The organism is [Chlorobium] sp. 445 (assembly GCA_002763895.1).
GTDB lineage: Bacteria > Bacteroidota > Chlorobiia > Chlorobiales > Thermochlorobacteraceae > Thermochlorobacter.
Map to the genome: position 1 here is coordinate 1 of NSLH01000041.1, position 16,358 is coordinate 16,358.

General features: G+C 47.9%; 16 protein-coding genes and 1 riboswitch. Of the genes, 5 read left to right on the forward strand and 11 right to left on the reverse strand.

The features are described 5' to 3' along the window. Positions 1-96 precede the first annotated feature (96 nt). From CMR00_11725 to CMR00_11755, 7 genes are all read right to left on the reverse strand, one after another. Positions 97-1,089, reverse strand: a complete 993-nt coding sequence (locus CMR00_11725) for a hypothetical protein (GenBank protein ID PIO47174.1) — start codon at positions 1,087-1,089, stop codon at positions 97-99. A 70-nt stretch (positions 1,090-1,159) separates the two neighbouring features. Beyond that, on the reverse strand, positions 1,160-2,503 hold the full coding sequence (locus tag CMR00_11730; protein PIO47175.1) for a hypothetical protein: 1,344 nt from the start codon (positions 2,501-2,503) through the stop codon (positions 1,160-1,162). A 29-nt stretch (positions 2,504-2,532) separates the two neighbouring features. Beyond that, a complete protein-coding gene (locus tag CMR00_11735) occupies positions 2,533-3,501 on the reverse strand; it encodes a hypothetical protein (GenBank protein ID PIO47176.1) in 969 nt (322 codons plus the stop codon). A 320-nt stretch (positions 3,502-3,821) separates the two neighbouring features. Continuing rightward, a riboswitch (cobalamin riboswitch) is annotated at positions 3,822-4,057 on the reverse strand. 135 nt (positions 4,058-4,192) lie between these two features. Beyond that, positions 4,193-4,981 carry a hypothetical protein gene (locus CMR00_11740; protein ID PIO47177.1) on the reverse strand — a complete coding sequence of 263 codons (789 nt, stop codon included), beginning with the start codon at positions 4,979-4,981 and terminating at the stop codon, positions 4,193-4,195. 77 nt (positions 4,982-5,058) lie between these two features. After that, positions 5,059-6,012: a malate dehydrogenase gene (gene mdh, locus CMR00_11745; GenBank protein ID PIO47178.1), complete on the reverse strand. Its 954-nt coding sequence runs from the start codon at positions 6,010-6,012 to the stop codon at positions 5,059-5,061. A gap of 217 nt (positions 6,013-6,229) precedes the next feature. Beyond that, positions 6,230-6,532, reverse strand: a complete 303-nt coding sequence (locus tag CMR00_11750) for a ferredoxin (protein PIO47179.1) — start codon at positions 6,530-6,532, stop codon at positions 6,230-6,232. Positions 6,533-6,675: 143 nt separating this feature from the next. Continuing rightward, positions 6,676-7,851, reverse strand: a complete 1,176-nt coding sequence (locus tag CMR00_11755) for an acetyl-CoA C-acyltransferase (GenBank protein ID PIO47180.1) — start codon at positions 7,849-7,851, stop codon at positions 6,676-6,678. Between the two features lie 236 nt (positions 7,852-8,087). Between CMR00_11755 and CMR00_11760 the strand changes: the two genes are divergently transcribed. From CMR00_11760 to CMR00_11780, 5 genes are all read left to right on the forward strand, one after another. Further along, entirely contained in the window at positions 8,088-8,513 is a 426-nt protein-coding gene (locus CMR00_11760; GenBank protein PIO47181.1) for a Co2+/Mg2+ efflux protein ApaG, read from the forward strand. 121 nt (positions 8,514-8,634) lie between these two features. Beyond that, positions 8,635-9,615, forward strand: coding sequence for an ADP-glyceromanno-heptose 6-epimerase (gene rfaD, locus CMR00_11765; protein PIO47182.1), 981 nt, complete (start codon positions 8,635-8,637; stop codon positions 9,613-9,615). A gap of 114 nt (positions 9,616-9,729) precedes the next feature. Beyond that, positions 9,730-10,290: a hypothetical protein gene (locus CMR00_11770; protein ID PIO47183.1), complete on the forward strand. Its 561-nt coding sequence runs from the start codon at positions 9,730-9,732 to the stop codon at positions 10,288-10,290. A 78-nt stretch (positions 10,291-10,368) separates the two neighbouring features. Next, positions 10,369-11,358: a phosphate starvation-inducible protein PhoH gene (locus tag CMR00_11775; GenBank protein PIO47189.1), complete on the forward strand. Its 990-nt coding sequence runs from the start codon at positions 10,369-10,371 to the stop codon at positions 11,356-11,358. A gap of 78 nt (positions 11,359-11,436) precedes the next feature. Further along, positions 11,437-13,011 (forward strand): hypothetical protein, encoded by a 1,575-nt coding sequence (locus tag CMR00_11780; protein ID PIO47184.1) that lies wholly within the window; start codon positions 11,437-11,439, stop codon positions 13,009-13,011. 4 nt (positions 13,012-13,015) lie between these two features. Here the strand turns inward: CMR00_11780 and thiS are convergent, their stop codons facing one another. From thiS to CMR00_11800, 4 genes are all read right to left on the reverse strand, one after another. Then, the gene (gene thiS / locus CMR00_11785) at positions 13,016-13,228 is read right to left on the reverse strand and encodes a thiamine biosynthesis protein ThiS (protein PIO47185.1); all 213 of its coding nucleotides are present in this window, start codon (positions 13,226-13,228) and stop codon (positions 13,016-13,018) included. 12 nt (positions 13,229-13,240) lie between these two features. Then, positions 13,241-14,383, reverse strand: a complete 1,143-nt coding sequence (thiO, locus tag CMR00_11790; protein PIO47186.1) for a glycine oxidase ThiO — start codon at positions 14,381-14,383, stop codon at positions 13,241-13,243. 199 nt (positions 14,384-14,582) lie between these two features. Further along, positions 14,583-15,095 (reverse strand): HNH endonuclease, encoded by a 513-nt coding sequence (locus tag CMR00_11795; GenBank protein PIO47187.1) that lies wholly within the window; start codon positions 15,093-15,095, stop codon positions 14,583-14,585. Between the two features lie 100 nt (positions 15,096-15,195). Next, complete coding sequence (locus CMR00_11800; protein PIO47188.1) at positions 15,196-16,344, reverse strand: homogentisate 1,2-dioxygenase; 1,149 nt, start codon at positions 16,342-16,344, stop codon at positions 15,196-15,198. Positions 16,345-16,358 lie beyond the last annotated feature (14 nt).

Consider the following 16,358-nt stretch of genomic DNA (forward strand, 5'->3'; position numbering starts at 1 on the left):
CATAAAGCGCCTCAAACCACAGCGTAAAAATGCGCAAGTGCTAGCTTCTTCTTCGCACTTGCGCCTCATTCTCTGTGTCTCAACCTATATCAAATTTCATTTTACTAACATCATTTTCTTTGTCTCTACAAAGCTGCCCGCTTGCAGTCGATAAAAATAGACGCCGCTTGCTAAGCCCACCGCCGTAAAAGGCACATGATACCGCCCAGCCGCCTGCCGACCATTTACCAGCGTAGCGATTTCTTTTCCAAGCCCATCAAATACTTTTAGTTTTACTTCACTTGTTTGAGGCAGTTGATAAGCAATCACAGTAGTTGGATTAAAGGGGTTAGGATAGTTCTGAAAAAGCTCAAATATCGCAATTCGTGTGCTGCGCTCTGCCACAGCGCTCGCCCCCGCTTGATGAATCGCCACGACTGCATCAAGATCAAACGACTGCGCCAATGCACCGCCATCATTTACACGACTGCCTGCATCGGTAATGCGCACAAAGTGCACAGAGTCAAGTCCTACAACCGATAAATCAAACGAATCGCCACCACTAAATAGCGAAAGCTGCCCTGCAACCAAGGGTGGTCCTGCACGCAATGGATTTGCTGTGCCATTTGTTGGCGTCACTCCAGCTAACCCACGATACCGACGCGGCGAATTGATTGGCAAAGTATCAACGACACTAAATGGAAACTCTACGAAATTTATGCCATCACGACTGACACTGACAATGCCTGTTTCTGCAAAAACGCGGCTTGTGTCGCAAGCCACATAAAACGGATTTTCAAAAACCGTGAAATCTGGTCCCTCACGATTCACAATCGCTCGACGAAAGTACAGTGTGATTTCACCGCCATCGCCCAGCGAGAGCAACTCACGCGGGTCTGCTGTAGGTGCACAGGGTCGCGCCGCTGAGTCTGGTCTACCAAGCACACACTGCGGAAAATACGGATTGTCTGGACCAAACCCAACATTAAAGTTTGGTCCAAACCGTACAGAGACCACGCTATCTGCAAACTGTCCTGCTGCCTCTTCAATGTGCAACCCAAGCCCTATCAGGTAAAGTGTGCACAGCACGATTCTTACTCTTTGTTTCATGGTTAATTTTATTGCAATAACAGAATAATAGAACCATCGGAGCAGGAGCAGATCTCCTGCCCCCGCTGAGTTACTTGACCAGCATCATCTTTTTTGTCTCTACAAAACTGCCCGCCTGCAAACGGTAGAAATACACGCCACTTGCCAAGCCCGTCGCTGTAAAAGGCACTTGGTACTGTCCAGCCGCCTGCCGACCATTCACCAGCGTCGCAACTTCTCTGCCCAGCATATCATAGACTTTCAAGCTCACCTCACTTGCTACAGGCAACGTAAAGCCAATTACCGTGGAAGGGTTGAAAGGATTAGGATAATTTTGGAATAGCTCGAACTTCGTTGGGCGCGCGGCATGGCGTTCCGTTGCGGCAACCCCATCGGCACGCAGCGTAACAGGCGTCAGCGACAAATACGGCTGTGTTGAACCCAGTTGAAACTGCGTCAGGCTATCTAACGAGCGTGCATCAAAGAGCACTAGCCGACGGTTTCCACCAGTAGTAGGTCGGACTACAAACAGGGTATCGCCAAAACCACGCGTTCCACCTAATGCTGCTCGATTCAGTGTAGACAAGAGTGAGGCATTGTAAAGTGTGCCATTGCTCAAAATGCCGACGTTCTCAGAGTTGATAACTACGCTGCTGGGATTGCCACCTACAGCCAGATTTCCTACGACTTGATCGTTTGCAGGATTAATCACCGTTACAAACCCTAAGCTATCAGCACTACGCGCTCCAAAAAAGCCTGTGCATACAACATGCAGTCGTCCTTGTCTATCTGGCGTGATGCCTTGCGGATTGGGGCGCACACGAATTTGCCGCAGTACGGTATCGGCTGCTGTATTGATGACAAATACGGTGCTATCCGGCACAAAGGTGCGCTGATTGACCGAGCGCGATACATAGAGCTTATTGTTTGCAATGAACGCATTTTGCTGCCCCGGCACAATTCGAATTGAACCTGCAAGCGTGTTGTTTGCTGCGTTGAAAATCGTGATAGAGCTATCTAAAAAATTAGTGATGTAGGCTTTGTTATCGTTCAAAAATACAAGGTCGTAGGGGTTGCGACCGTTTGGAATGGGTACTGTTGTAATCGGCAGTGGCGTGACATTGTTGATGATGTCTGCGATATTGATGATTTGAATTGAGTTTGCTGTGCCGTTAAAGTTTGCCCCTGAGTTGACGATGTAAAGCCGATTGTTACGCACACGAATCACATTTGCAATCGGTCCAATTGCTGCAATACTATCGCGCACGACACCTGTTGTGAGATTGACAAAGCTGAGGGCTTGCGTAGGCTGTGGATTGCTGGAACTGCCAAACCCGCGAATGGCAAAGAGCAATCGCTGCGGTTGCACTTGCGCAAAAAGTTCGCTTGCTAAAGTCAGCAGTAGCACGAGCGAGAGTATTAGTCGTTTTTTCATTTTGTTCTCCTTTTGGTTGTGTTAATGAGTTATCGCAAAAACGCGACGCTTGATGGATTCAAGCCTGCTTGAAATGAAAACTTGCGCTGCCCGTTTCGGTCGAAGCACATCACATCGCCGCGCACGACATAGTTGATAGCATCGCAGCAGTAGATATCGCCTGTGCTTTCGTCGACTTCAATTGCATAGAGCAAACGGAAGTGACTTGCTTCAATAAAGTTTTCTTTGATGAAGCGCTCTGAGCGTGTGTCAAAAAGTGAAATGCTATTGCGGCGAGAGATGTAAGCCGTATCGCCTTTGAGGCAAAGATGGTCAATGTCAAAGGGCAAGGTTGTTTTCACTTGGTCGGTGCGGCTATCGATAATCATCAGGCGCGGGGGTACATCTTGGTAATTGCCGCGCGAAATCACATATACATCTCCTTCTTTATCAGCAGCTACTGTGGTTGGATTGATGCGCAGCGCAATTCGTTTGAGCTCCCGCAGTGAAACGGGGTCAATGACGGAAACGGTGCTGTCGTAGTTTGGGAAGTCCAAGCCGCCAGAGTTAGCCACATAAATTTTGCCGTTTTGAAAAGCAATGCCTTCGGGATTTCTGCCCACGCGAATTACATCGGTAACTGCAAGCCGAGCAGTATCAATGACGCATACAGTGCCATCGAAGCAGGTTACAAATAGTCTTCCTCTTACAAGCAGCATCTGGCGTGGCTGGCGCGCAACTGTTCCATTGAAAAGTGGAATCGTGCCCAGTGCACGACCGCTGCGTGCATCAAGGACTTCAATTTTACTAGAGACATTGACGAGCACATAGAGCTTATCGCCGAGCATCAAGAGATCGTTACCTGTATCGCCCAGTGTGCGGCGATTAACCAATTCAAAAAAGTCAGTGATGGCTTTGTTGGAATCCAGCGAATAGAATGTGAGTGTGGAGTTATTGCGCTGAAAGAGCCCTTCATTGAGCACGTAAATGCCGCGCGTTGTGGCAGGTAGGGATGCCATAGGCTCGGTTGGCAACGGGCGGCAAGTTGCTAAGGCAAGCAATAGCAAGATCAGCACAAGAGCTGATCTCGGCAACTTCTTAGTTAAAACGTTCATCTCGTGTACAGGCTCTTCCGCTGCACCTTTGTAAGTTTCGCACAGCTCTCGAAGCTAATTCCTGACACAAGCGCTATGCGTTAGAGTGCATATCAGATGCACCCGGCTTCATAAGCTGTGAATAAGCACAATTTTGATTTTGCTCTTGCGTTTGCTTACAAAAGCGACTCTGCGGACATGTTTGGTTAATTAAGACGCGTTGCCCAACGATATTCCCGTCGTTGTTTCAGCAAGCTCGGTTCGGCAGGTCTCCTGACTTCTTGCGCTTTTTGCAAAGCGGTCTTCCCAAAAGCGCTTTGGGACGCTTTCAGTGACGCACTTTTTCTTTGAGCAAGTTACAGTTGCGGGTACAGTTCCCGATTACATCGTTCTTAGTCTATCTCTGTTGAGACTTTACGACTTCACGGGATTCCCTATTCTCCCCGAATTTTTTCGGGGCACCGAACCTCAATGAACAAGATTATGCACAAATATAACACATCTGTGTTGCTTGTCAAAATTGACTCACCGCAGCAGTACAATCACCTCTGCTGTTTTGAACCAAGCCACACCGATAAACTTTTTGGAGCTATTTGAATGTGTTGTACATCTCCAGTTAGTTTCCGGTAATGCTTTGCAATTCTTGCCGTGTGCCGGGCAGAGTTGTATTTGTGATTGCAATTCTTACAGCGCTATTTTCTTGACGCACAATACCTACGTTTTGCGCCACCCACACTCGCAACGGCACAGTGATGGGTATTGCGACTGGAAATCCACTTACATTTGCTCTCAGTTCTACTGTATTATTGATGACCACGCGCGTTGTGTTATAGGTGCGATTATTGATGGTCAACGATTCCATTCCTTCTACTTTACCCTCCGCACGAGCCGTAATCGTGATGTTGCCTAGCCCTTCTGCAGTCGCATTGACTTGCACATTTTGCAAAATCGTGTATGTGCTATTTACTCCACCTGATGTGCGAATAAATGGATACCACCCTGCTTGAAACCCAGTGATATTGCGTATTCCCTCAATATCCCCAATCAAGTCTTGAATGCTTGAGAGATAGATGAACTGGTCGTTACGGTTATTTTCGTAGGCATAGAACGCTGTATCCACGCTTGGCGCCCCCACTAGGGGTGTTGTAGTGGAGACTACGACGGTTGCTTCTCTACCTGCCAGTTGGCGTGTGCCCGCCACCCGCTGCACGCTCGTGCCTGCTGGACGAAAGACGTTATTGCCTGCAGTATCTACAGAGAGGCTGTATGTCCAAGTCACACCTGCGCGCGTAGGGAATATCCCTCCCCCTTCAGCTTCACTTGGTCCAGAACTTTGTCCACAGGAACTCAGTAGTGTAGCTATTACGAAAAGCAACAGCAGCGAAAACTTGGAGCGGTTGTTCATCATGAAATAGGTCACGATTTACGTTAAAGGTTTAACCACAGCAAGAGCATCTTTGGCACGCTCTCGCTTTTTATGGCTCAGTCGAACTTCAATTTAGCGATATTTGCTTTGACTTCTTCTGCCGATTTATGTAGCGCTTGCCGATCACTCTCTTCGAGATTGATTTCAATGATTTCCTCAATACCATTTTTTCCCAACTTAACTGGCACACCAACATAGACATCTTTCAAACCATATTGACCTGTAAGCCATGCTGCACAAGGCAGTATGCGCTTACGATCTTTGACAATCGCCTCTATCATTTCCACAGCGGCAGCAGAAGGTGCATAATAGGCTGACCCTGTTTTGAGGAAATTGACAATTTCTGCACCGCCATTGCGCGTCCTATCGGACAGCGCTTTAAGGCGTTCTTCGGCTTTCTGTGCATCTTTGTAATGCATCGTCAGATACTCACGAATAGGAATCCCTGCAACGGTAGTGTATTTGATAATTGGCACCATGGAATCGCCGTGCCCACCCAGCACAAACGCGTTGATGTCTTGCACCGAGACATTGCATTCCATTGCAATAAAGGCTCGAAAGCGTGCCGTATCCAAGACCCCTGCCATTCCCATCACGCGATGCGCTGGAAAGCCGCTGCGAACATAAGCGACATAGGTCATCACATCCAGTGGATTAGAGACCACGATGATAATTGCGTTGGGCGATTTTGCGACAGATTTTTCCGTTACATCTTTGACAATGTTGGCATTTGTCGCTTGAAGGTCATCGCGACTCATACCCGGTTTGCGCGCAATGCCTGCTGTAATGAGAATAATATCCGACCCCGCCGTTTCTTCATAGCCGTTTGTCCCAATGATTTTTGTATCAAAGAGTTCAACAGGAGCCGATTGATACATGTCCAAGCCCTTGCCTTGTGGAATACCCTCGACGACATCGACAAGTACAACCTCGCGTGCAAGCTCTTTTTCGATGAGACGCTGTGCGGCGGTTGCTCCTACATTTCCGGCGCCAATCACGGTGATTTTCATAGCGATGGAGTTTTTTTGCGGTTACTAAAAGTAGCTCGGTTACTACGCAGTTTGATTACTACGAAGTCCTCAAAGATAGCGATAAAAGCAGTGTAGGACAAGCCTCAAGGCGTGCACTGTGCAGCATGTTTGCGCACGAAAATGCAGCACACAAAAAGAAAAAGGCGATTCGCAAAGAATCGCCTTTTCGCTTAATTAGCTTGTTGCCGCTGTGTAATTACCTCTTTTTGTCTGCCTCGAGATGTTCCTTCTTCGCCAGAAGTTCTTCCTTCGTCTCTGGGAAGTTCGGGTCTGCTACGCAGCAATCGACAGGGCAGACCGCTGCACATTGTGGTTCTTCGTGGAAGCCGACGCACTCAGTGCATTTGTCGGGCACGATGTAGTAGAGCGAATCATGCAGCGGAGCATATGTCTCGCCGAACAGCGTCCAGTTCTTACCGCCTTCATAGATAGCGGTATTTGGACATTCGGGCTCGCAAGCACCGCAGTTGATGCACTCTTCGGTGATCATTAACGCCATTGTTTGTTCCTCCTAAGTTTGGTTAAAGATTGAAAAAGAACGTTGATGTTAAATCCATCTGAAATTCGATTCTGCGTCTGTTTTTTTTTCGGCTTTGCAGGGATAAGAAAATTTCTTCTACAAAAGTTTCTTGCTCTTCTTGTTTAGACAAGTTCTACAATCATCGCACAGGCTTCGCCGCCGCCAAGACAAATTGCTGCAAGTCCCCGTTTCAATTCACGGTGTTTTAGTGCATAGATCAACGTTGTTAGAATTCTTGCGCCACTTGCTCCAATTGGATGCCCAAGTGCTACTGCTCCTCCATTGACATTGAGCTTTTCATCGGGAATACCAAGTGCATTTCTTGCTGCCAGTGCCACTACGGCAAAGGCTTCGTTTACTTCAAAGAGATCAATGTCGTTTATCGCAAGTTTGGCTTTACGCAGCACTTTTGGCATAGCATCGATTGGCGCGGTTGTGAAGTATTCAGGTTTCTTTGCAGCTGTAGCGTAGGCAATAATTTTGGCAAGTGGTTTCAAGCCTTTTTGTTTCACGGCTTCTGCTGAGGCAACAACAACCGCCGCTGCGCCATCATTGATTTTTGAAGCATTCGCTGCGGTTACCGTTCCATCTTTCTCAAAGACTGGCTTCAAGGTCGGAATTTTGTCTGGCCGGAAATTTTTTGGCTCTTCGTCTTCAGTTAAGCCGACTTTTTTGCCTTTTTCTTCCCATTCCACCGCTACAATTTCATCTTTGAACCATCCTTCTTTTTGTGCCTTAATTGCGCGCGTGTAACTGTGCATTGTAAATTCGTCCTGAGCTTCACGCGAAATGTGACAGTCTCTGGCACATAGCTCTGCGGCGTTGCCCATCAGGAACTTGTTATAGACATCAAAGAGCCCATCATGTAGCATAGAGTCAATGAGTTCTGCATTACCATAGCGATAGCCACTTCGTGCTTTTGTCAGAATGTACGGGGCATTGGTCATGGATTCCATTCCACCCGCTACGGCAATGTGTGTATCTCCTAAAGCAATGGCTTGTGCTGCAAGCATGATAGCTTTCAGTCCAGAACCGCACATTTTGTTAATCGTGAGGGCTTCAACAGTCACGGGCAAGCCACCAAAAATTGCTGCCTGACGTGCTGGGGCTTGACCTACTCCCGCTGGTAACACATTGCCCATAATACACTCTTGAACATCGTCAGGGGCAATACCAGCACGCTGCACCGCTTCACGCACAACCACTGCGCCTAACTCTGTAGCAGTCTTTGAAGAAAACGCACCCTGAAAACTGGCTATGGGAGTTCGTACGGCACTAACGATAAAAACTTCTTGCATGTAGAAATTTTGAGGTTAAAAAAGTTCGGACGCAACATAGCAAAAACCGATTTCATCGCAAACGCGTATAGGCTTATTTGGATGGCGTCTAAACCTGTTTGAGCCATTACATAACAGCTCAACCGTTACGCCTTTGCGCTATCAAAAAAATCTGCAATCCGTCTATATTTGAACTATTGAATTGCACGATTGCAGAATAAACCAGACATCATCACAACATCTAACTGTACTCAGGTATGGCGTGGGAAATCTGCAAAGTAACGCTCGACAAGTTGCAAGAACTCGATACGCAGTACATCCAACCGCCTTACAAATATGGCTATGCCTACACGATATCGATTCACAATATCTCTCCCTACACGGTACAAATTCTTTCGCGTAAGTGGATTGTGCGTGATGGCGATATGAAAGACCGTATTGTGGAAGGCGATGGTGTCGTCGGTCAGTTTCCGGTTATTGGACCCGGTGAGAAATTCACCTACCAAAGCTACCATGTGATGCGCTCACGCTTTGGCAGCGCCACTGGCTCATACTACGGGGTTTTTACTTATGAGACCGAACCTGAAGGCTACTATCGTCCTGACAATGTCTTTGTCATTGAAGGTGAAGCCTTTGAAGTTGAAATTCCTGAATTTCAGCTCATTCATGGCAAGTCGTACTAAATCGCCTACGAATAGAATGCTCTATACTTCTCTTGCTGAGCAAGTTTTGTTCTCACGCATAAGACGAGTATTTTACAGCACAAGCGGTGCGTTTTAGCAAAACTTCATCCTACAGCAATTCATGATTCTTGTAACAGGCGGCGCTGGCTTCATTGGCAGTGCCATGGTCTGGAAACTCAATCAAGTTGGCTATACAGATATCATCATCGCTGATGACTTGGATACAAGTGAGAAGTGGAAAAATCTGGTTGGACTTCGCTTTCTTGATTACCTGCATAAGGACGACTGTTTGCAAAAGCTTCTTGCTGAAAAATTTCCTCGTCTCGATGCCATCATCCACATGGGCGCAATCAGCAGCACAACGGAGAGAAATCTTAACGTGCTGATGCGCAACAATTACGAATACACAAAAGACCTTGCGACATTTGCCGCGCAGCGCTCCATTCGTTTCATCTATGCCTCGAGTGCGGCAACCTATGGCGATGGCTTGCAAGGCTATGATGACGATGAAAGCAAATTAGGCTTGCTGCGTCCGCTTAACGCGTATGGTTACTCCAAGCATCTGTTTGACCTTTGGGCACAGCGCAAAAATTTGCTCAGTAAAATTGTTGGTCTGAAGTTTTTCAATGTCTTTGGCGCAAATGAATATCACAAAGACGATATGGCTAGCGTGGTCTTCAAAGCCTATCATCAAATTTTGCAGACTGGTTCCGTCAAACTCTTCAAATCGCATCACCCCAACTATGCTGATGGGGAGCAAATGCGCGACTTTGTCTATATCAAAGATTGTGTAGAAGTTATGTTTTGGCTTTTGCAGCATGGTCATGTCAACGGCATTTTTAATCTTGGTACTGGTAAAGCACGTACATTCAAAGATTTAGTTACTGCCACGTTCAAGGCAATGGAAAGACCTGTTAGCATTGAGTATATCCCGATGCCTGAATCGCTGCAAGGCAAGTATCAATACTTTACCGAAGCGCGCATGCAGAAACTCGCTGCTGCTGGTTGCCCTGTGCGCTTTAAGTCGCTCGAGGAAAGTGTAACCGATTATGTGAAGCAGCATCTTTCAAACCGTGTTCCGTATCTACAAGCGATAGACTAAGTGCGATATGGCAGCTAAAACCCTTGTCCTTCACGTCCGAGCTACCGAACTTAGTGATGTTCTTACTTTCAACCGGCTTAAAGGTGATATCAAAAAAATTTTCCGAGTTATCGCTTGGTGCTCGTGCATGGCAGTATTGGAAAAGTCGGTCAAGCATCGTACAGCATTGAGACACTTCTGACATTCAACAAAACCTTTGCTGCAAAACTCTCAGAAGAGCTCTTGCCTGCCGTCTCACTTGCGGCGTATCATTTGGGCATAGCTTCTATTGATTGGTTCAGCCATCCACATGACCTTGGTGCAAATCTTGTCATCAAGCCTGATGCGCTCTCAATGATGTTAGCACGCGGCGGTTTGCCTATTATTGCACCGATTATTAAAGACGGATTTGACAAAGACCTGATTACCACAAGCGAGTGGATTGCAGCAAAAGTTGCTGCGGCAATCCAAGCGGATTTGCTTATTTTTCTTACGGATGCAAAGGCTGCGGCAACCTACGCTTCTGAGGCGTATACAGCGCCGACTGACGAAGATGCGCCCCCCGTGCGCCAGTGTGCCAAAGCAAGTTTGCACGCGGGAGCCAAGCGCGCATTCGTAACGGATATGAGCGGAATGGAAAAAATTGTGATACATCAACAAACTGCACCCACAGAAATTTCTGTTGACAACTCATAACCCAAAGGAGTGTGACGTATCGAAAAGAAATTTTCTCTCAAAGGCATTGAGCCTGTGCTTGTACTTGGCGCGCAGAATATGTACTTGCAGCGCATTGAGGAGCAGTTCCCGGAAGTCTTTATCGTCGCGCGCGGTAACGACATTACACTGCGTGGCAATGACGCAGAGGTCAAGCTTGTCGAGAAAGTTTTTGCTGAACTGCTCTTCCTTGTCAATCGTAATGGTGAGCTTTATGCTCGCGATGTCGATGCAGTCATCAAACTCATCATCGCTGGTGAAGCGCAAACACCGCCCTCTGTTGTCGAAGGCGCTGATGATGTGATTGTCGTAACACGCACCGACGCTGTACGCGCCCGTACAACTGGACAGCGCAAAATGGTTGCTGAATCCAAACGCAACGACATTGTTTTTGCTATCGGTCCTGCCGGTACCGGCAAAACTTACACTGCAGTTGCCATCGCTGTTGCTGCCCTGAAAGCAAAGCAAGTCCAACGCATTGTGCTGGCACGCCCCGCTGTTGAAGCGGGCGAAAGTTTAGGGTTTTTGCCCGGTGATTTGCAGCAAAAAATTGACCCCTACTTGCGCCCGCTCTACGATGCCTTAGGTGATATGCTCACCCCAGAAAAACTCAAAGAGCACATAGAGAAAAAGGTCATTGAAATTGTCCCACTCGCTTATATGCGCGGACGCACCCTTAACAACGCCTTTATTATCCTTGATGAAGCCCAAAACGCTACGAGCTTGCAAATGAAAATGTGCCTGACCCGACTTGGCACAAACTCCAAAGCCATCATCACGGGCGATATCTCGCAAATTGATTTGCCCAACAAACGCGATTCTGGCTTGGTGGAAGCCCCGCGACTCTTGAGCCATATTCAAGGGATTTCTTTTGTCTTCTTAGATAAATCTGACGTCGTGCGTCATCGCTTGGTGCGCGAAATTATTGATGCCTACGAAAGAGCACGCGAACAAAAAGGTGCCAGCAAAATCGAAGACGCCTCCCCAATACAGCCTGACACCAGCAAAACACCTGATACAACCGCACAACTCTCTGAACAATCTACTTGACACTATTACGCCGCAGTGCAACTCTGGTCTTGCAAAAACGCTTTGACAAGCGTAACTAACGCCCTCAAAATTCATGTCATGAAACCATTTGCTTTTCTTTACGTTGCTCTTACACTTCTCGTCGCTCTGCCCTTTTCTCTTTCAGCACAATCTAAACTCGACTATGGCTTTGCTAAATATCCGCTGCGCATGAGTACTGGGTCAGCTCTTGGGACTAATGTCGTCAATAGCATTCGCTATAGTCAATCGGAGCGCCGCGTTTGGTTTGCTGGGCGCAATGGCTTGGTCTATACCGATAACGGTGGCAATACCTTCCACACCATTACGGCTATTCGACGCTTTAATGATAATGGTATTCAAAGTCTGGATGTGCGCGATAGACAAATCTGGGCATCGACTTCGCGTCTTACAGAGGCTGACGGGCGGCGATTTCCCACAGGCGATGGGCTCATGTTTTCCAACGACGGCGGTCAAACATGGCGCGACTTGCCGCAGCCTTTGGATAGACCCACTGATTCTCTCGAGCAATACGGGATCAACATGCTGCGCGCTTTGCCGATTACCGTACCGCAGCAAAATGTTATCTATGATATTGCAATTGGCCGGCGCGATAGCACCGTGTGGATTGCAACATGGTCAGGTGGCATCCGCCGCACGCGTAACAACGGTCAATCGTGGCAACGCATCGTACTCCCGCCCACTGGTCGACAGCGCATCGCACCTACGGATACACTTACCTTCCGTCTCGAGCCACGCCGAGGCACACAAGGCGATCTTGTCTTTTTAGGATTCTCGGTCTTGCAAGCCTCTGATGGCGCAGTTTGGGTCGGCACCGTCGATGGCGTCTGCCGCACTGATGACCCTGATGCGCTTTATCCTTCTTGGGTAAAATACAACCGCACCTTTGGTGGCTTATCTGGGAATTGGATTATTGCTATTCGTGAGCAAGCGGCAACGGCCAGACTTGCGCGCGCAATTTGGACGGCATCGTGGCGCGGTGAATCAAATCAAGAAACATTCGGTGTATCATGGACGCGCGACAATGGTGAGACTTGGCAAACTGCACTCTTAGGGGAGCGCATCTATGACTTTGCTTTTCGTGGCGATAGTGTCTTTGCGGTAGGCACAAACGGGCTTTTTATTTCGCCTGACGGTGGGAACACGTGGCTCAATCGGCGCAATTTGCGCGATGCAGATAACCCACGCAAATTTATCCAAGCACAAGCTGAGTTTTATGCTCTGCTCTATGAGCCTTTCGCTGCAGCAGGTCGACTGTGGCTCGGCAGTGAAGATGGTACAGCGCTCTCTAACGATGGCGGCAATCGCTGGACTATTTTTCGCGCCGAGATTGCGGTAGATGAAAAAACAAAAACCTACGCTTATCCTAATCCTTTTGCGCCGCGCATTGATGGCAATGTGCGCATCCGTTATCAATTGCCACGCGCTGCCAGCGTAACCATTCGCATTTTTGATTTTGCTATGAATCCTGTCAGAACACTTATTCAGAATGAAATGCGCCGTGCCGGCGAAGATGAAGATGTCTGGAATGGACGCACCGACACAGGCGCACGCGTCGCAAATGGCGTTTATTTCTACAGCGTTGAAGTCGCAGGTGAAGCGCCCTTGCGTGGCAAAATTCTTGTGTTAGAGTAACAATCTATCCACCTTGCGTAGCGTGCACAATTTCAACTCTGTCGTTGGCTTTAATGCGCACGCGCTCCCATGCACGGCGATTGATTACAGCTTCGTTAATTGCAATTGCTATCCCTTTCTCGTCCGGTGAAATGTTTTGTTGGCGTAGAAATTCTACAACCGTCAGTTCCCGCTCAATTGGAAGCACTTTGCCGTTGAGTGTGATTTGATTTGTCATAGCGTTGCGGCGTTAGGCTGTGGTCGTTGATGTCGTTAGAAATCGTGAAGGACGAAACGGTAAAAGGGTTTTAGATACAGGCTCACCTTGTATCATTGCCACGAGCGCTTTTGCTGTAACTGGTGCAAGCAAAATGCCATGTCGGTAGTGCCCAGTTGCAATGAACAGATTTTTGACAAGGCTTTCGCCGATAAGCGGTTCGTTGTCTCTGCTGCCCGGGCGCAGCCCGACACGAATTTCTTCAATGCTGAGTTCATAAATTGCAGGCACGGCTTCAAAAGCTTCCTCAAGCAGTGTGAGCACACCGCCCGCAGTAGGCACGGTATCAAAACCTTTTTCTTCACTTGTTGCGCCAATGATGAGTCGACTATCGAGTTTGGGCGCAAGATAGACACGCGGCGAACGCACAACTTTTGTCATCCTGAGCTGCTCGGTCATCTTCAGCGTTAAAATTTGTCCCTTCACAGGTCGCACTGCTGGGCGCACTTCTTCAGGCAAGCCTGCCAACTTGTGCGACCATGCCCCCGCTGCTAACACAACACTTTTAGCATTCACATCACCTGCGCGTGTTACTACCCCCACCACTTTGCCCTGATCTATCTCTACACGTTCAACTGCTGTTTGCTCGTAGAGTTTGCCGCCACGCACTATGAGTGCTTTGCGTAGTGCAAGAATTAACCCCTGATTATCAATCTGGTAGTCATTTGGCAACCAGATTGCTGAAGTTACTTTTGGGGAAAGCAGCGGCTCAAGCTCGCGCGCTTCTGATGTCGTTATCCACTCTACTGCCAATCCGATGCTTTTGCGAAACTCAAATTCGCGCCGCAAAGCTTCTCTATCGTCTCGATCGAGTGCAATCATCAGCGTACCGCGCATGTCAAGTTGCACGTCCAGTCCAGAATCTTCTCTTAATTCTTCTAGAAACTTCGGATACAGCGCGAGACTTTCTTGACCGAGTCTCAAAAAGTTTATTTCTTCAAAGCCTACTTCAGCTTGTGGCGCAAGCATTCCTGCAGCAGCCCAACTGGCACTCTTACCGGCTTCGCTGCGCTCGAGGACACACACCTCTACACCCGCACGCGCCAGTTGCCATGCTGTGCTTAGTCCAATAATACCGCCACCGATAATGGCTACTTCTGTTTGCAATGCAGTCATGTTACTTATCTCCGTTTACGCTGTTTGCGTTGATGTCTCAAATAAATAATATCGCCATGCAACTTCCAAGTGTATTTTTTGAACCTGGCAAATGGGCAACTGAGACGGTTGAGAGGATACACAGACCTGCATTCACTTTTGAAATGAATGCCCAGAGTGGGGTAACAAAAAAGGCAACTGTTTTAGTCAGTTGCCTCTATCAGGTCATAAACAGATACGGCTTCCAAGTGTCGGAGACAGTGCCCATAAAGCGTTGCATGAACATAATGTGGTTCGGACGAATGGGTCGCCTTAGAAGTTGCATGCCCGCTTGTTCGGGGGTGCGATTGGCTTTCTTGTTATTGCACTTGGTGCACGCCGTCGTCAAGTTTTCCCACGTGTCGCTCCCGCCTTGCGACTTTGGAATGATGTGGTCTATCGTCAGAGGTAAATCGGTGCGTCCGCAGTACTGGCAGCGGTTGCCATCGCGCCGCAAGATATTGCGCCGAGTGAGCATAATTTTCTTGTATGGTACGGCAATAAAGACCATCAATCTCACAACGCTTGGCATGGGAAAGTGCAGCGAGACAGAGCGCACAAACTGATTGGGATAAGCTGCCACCAATTCCGCTTTACCGCCGAAGATGAGAATAATGGCTTTCTTGACGTCGCAAACACTCATCGGCTCATAACTCTGATTTAAGACCAGAACTTTTTGATTGAGTCGATTCATACCGCAGATATTGATTATCAGAGATTCCCAAAATGTTCTCAGACTTTGCAAACCTGCTTTGCTAGCCTTTTGGTTTCCACTGCCCTGTCTACCTTTAGGCTTACACACTCCAACTCATCGGATAGCTTGGGTCGTCAAACTCTTTTGCTTGCTCGGTGAAATACAGAGGCTTGAAAGTATCGATCATTACTGCGTATTCGTGTGTTTCTTTTGCCCCAATGCTTTTCTCGACTGTGCCCGGATGCGGTCCGTGCGGAATTCCGCCAGGATGAATCGTGAGTGAGGCAATATCAATTCCGCGTCGACTCATAAAATTGCCATCAACATAATACAGCACCTCATCAGAGTCGATATTGCTGTGGTTATACGGCGCTGGAATGGCTTGCGGATGATAGTCAAACAGACGTGGTACAAAATTGCATATGACCAGATTATTTGCCTCAAAGACTTGATGCACGGGCGGTGGCTGGTGAATGCGTCCTGTGATAGGCTCGAAGTCATAGATGCTGAATGCAAATGGGTAGTAATACCCATCCCACCCCACCACATCAAATGGATGTTGGTTGTAACAATAGTGCGCATAGACATCACCTTTCTTGACACGAATTTCAAAACTGCCTTTTTCATCTCGCGTCTCAAGTTCTGTTGGTGGACGCAGGTCACGCTCGCAATATGGCGAATGCTCTAAGAGTTGTCCAAATTCATTGCGATAGCGCTTAGGAGTTTGCACCGGCGAATAGACTTCAATGATTAACCAGCGCTGCGGCACTGTAAATCGAAATTGATGTGTCAAGCCGCGCGGAATAACAAGGTAATCACCTTGCTTGTAGTGGATGTTGCCCAGCTGTGTTGCCAGCGTCCCCTCACCTTCGTGAATAAAGACGACTTCATCTGCGGCACCATTGCGGTAAAAGTATGCCATTTCTTCTTTCGGTCGAGCTACCCAAATCGCTACATCGCTGTTGAAAAGAATGGGTATGCGTGCCGTAAGTGCATCGCCTGAGGGTTCAACAGATTTTGTGCGCAAATGATGATGGCGCAATTCCTTTTCGCCCCATTTTGTGAGTGCATGGACTTTTGCTTCTCCAATTTGATGCACCTTTGTTGGGGGCGCAAGATGATAAACATTTGAATAAATCCCTGAAAAGCCTTTGGTGCTGATGAGTTCTTCGGCGTAAAGGGCGCCGTCGGGTCTGCGAAATTGAATGTGCCGCTTAGATGGAATTTGTCCTAGCCGGTGATAAAACATCTTGAAATGCAAAG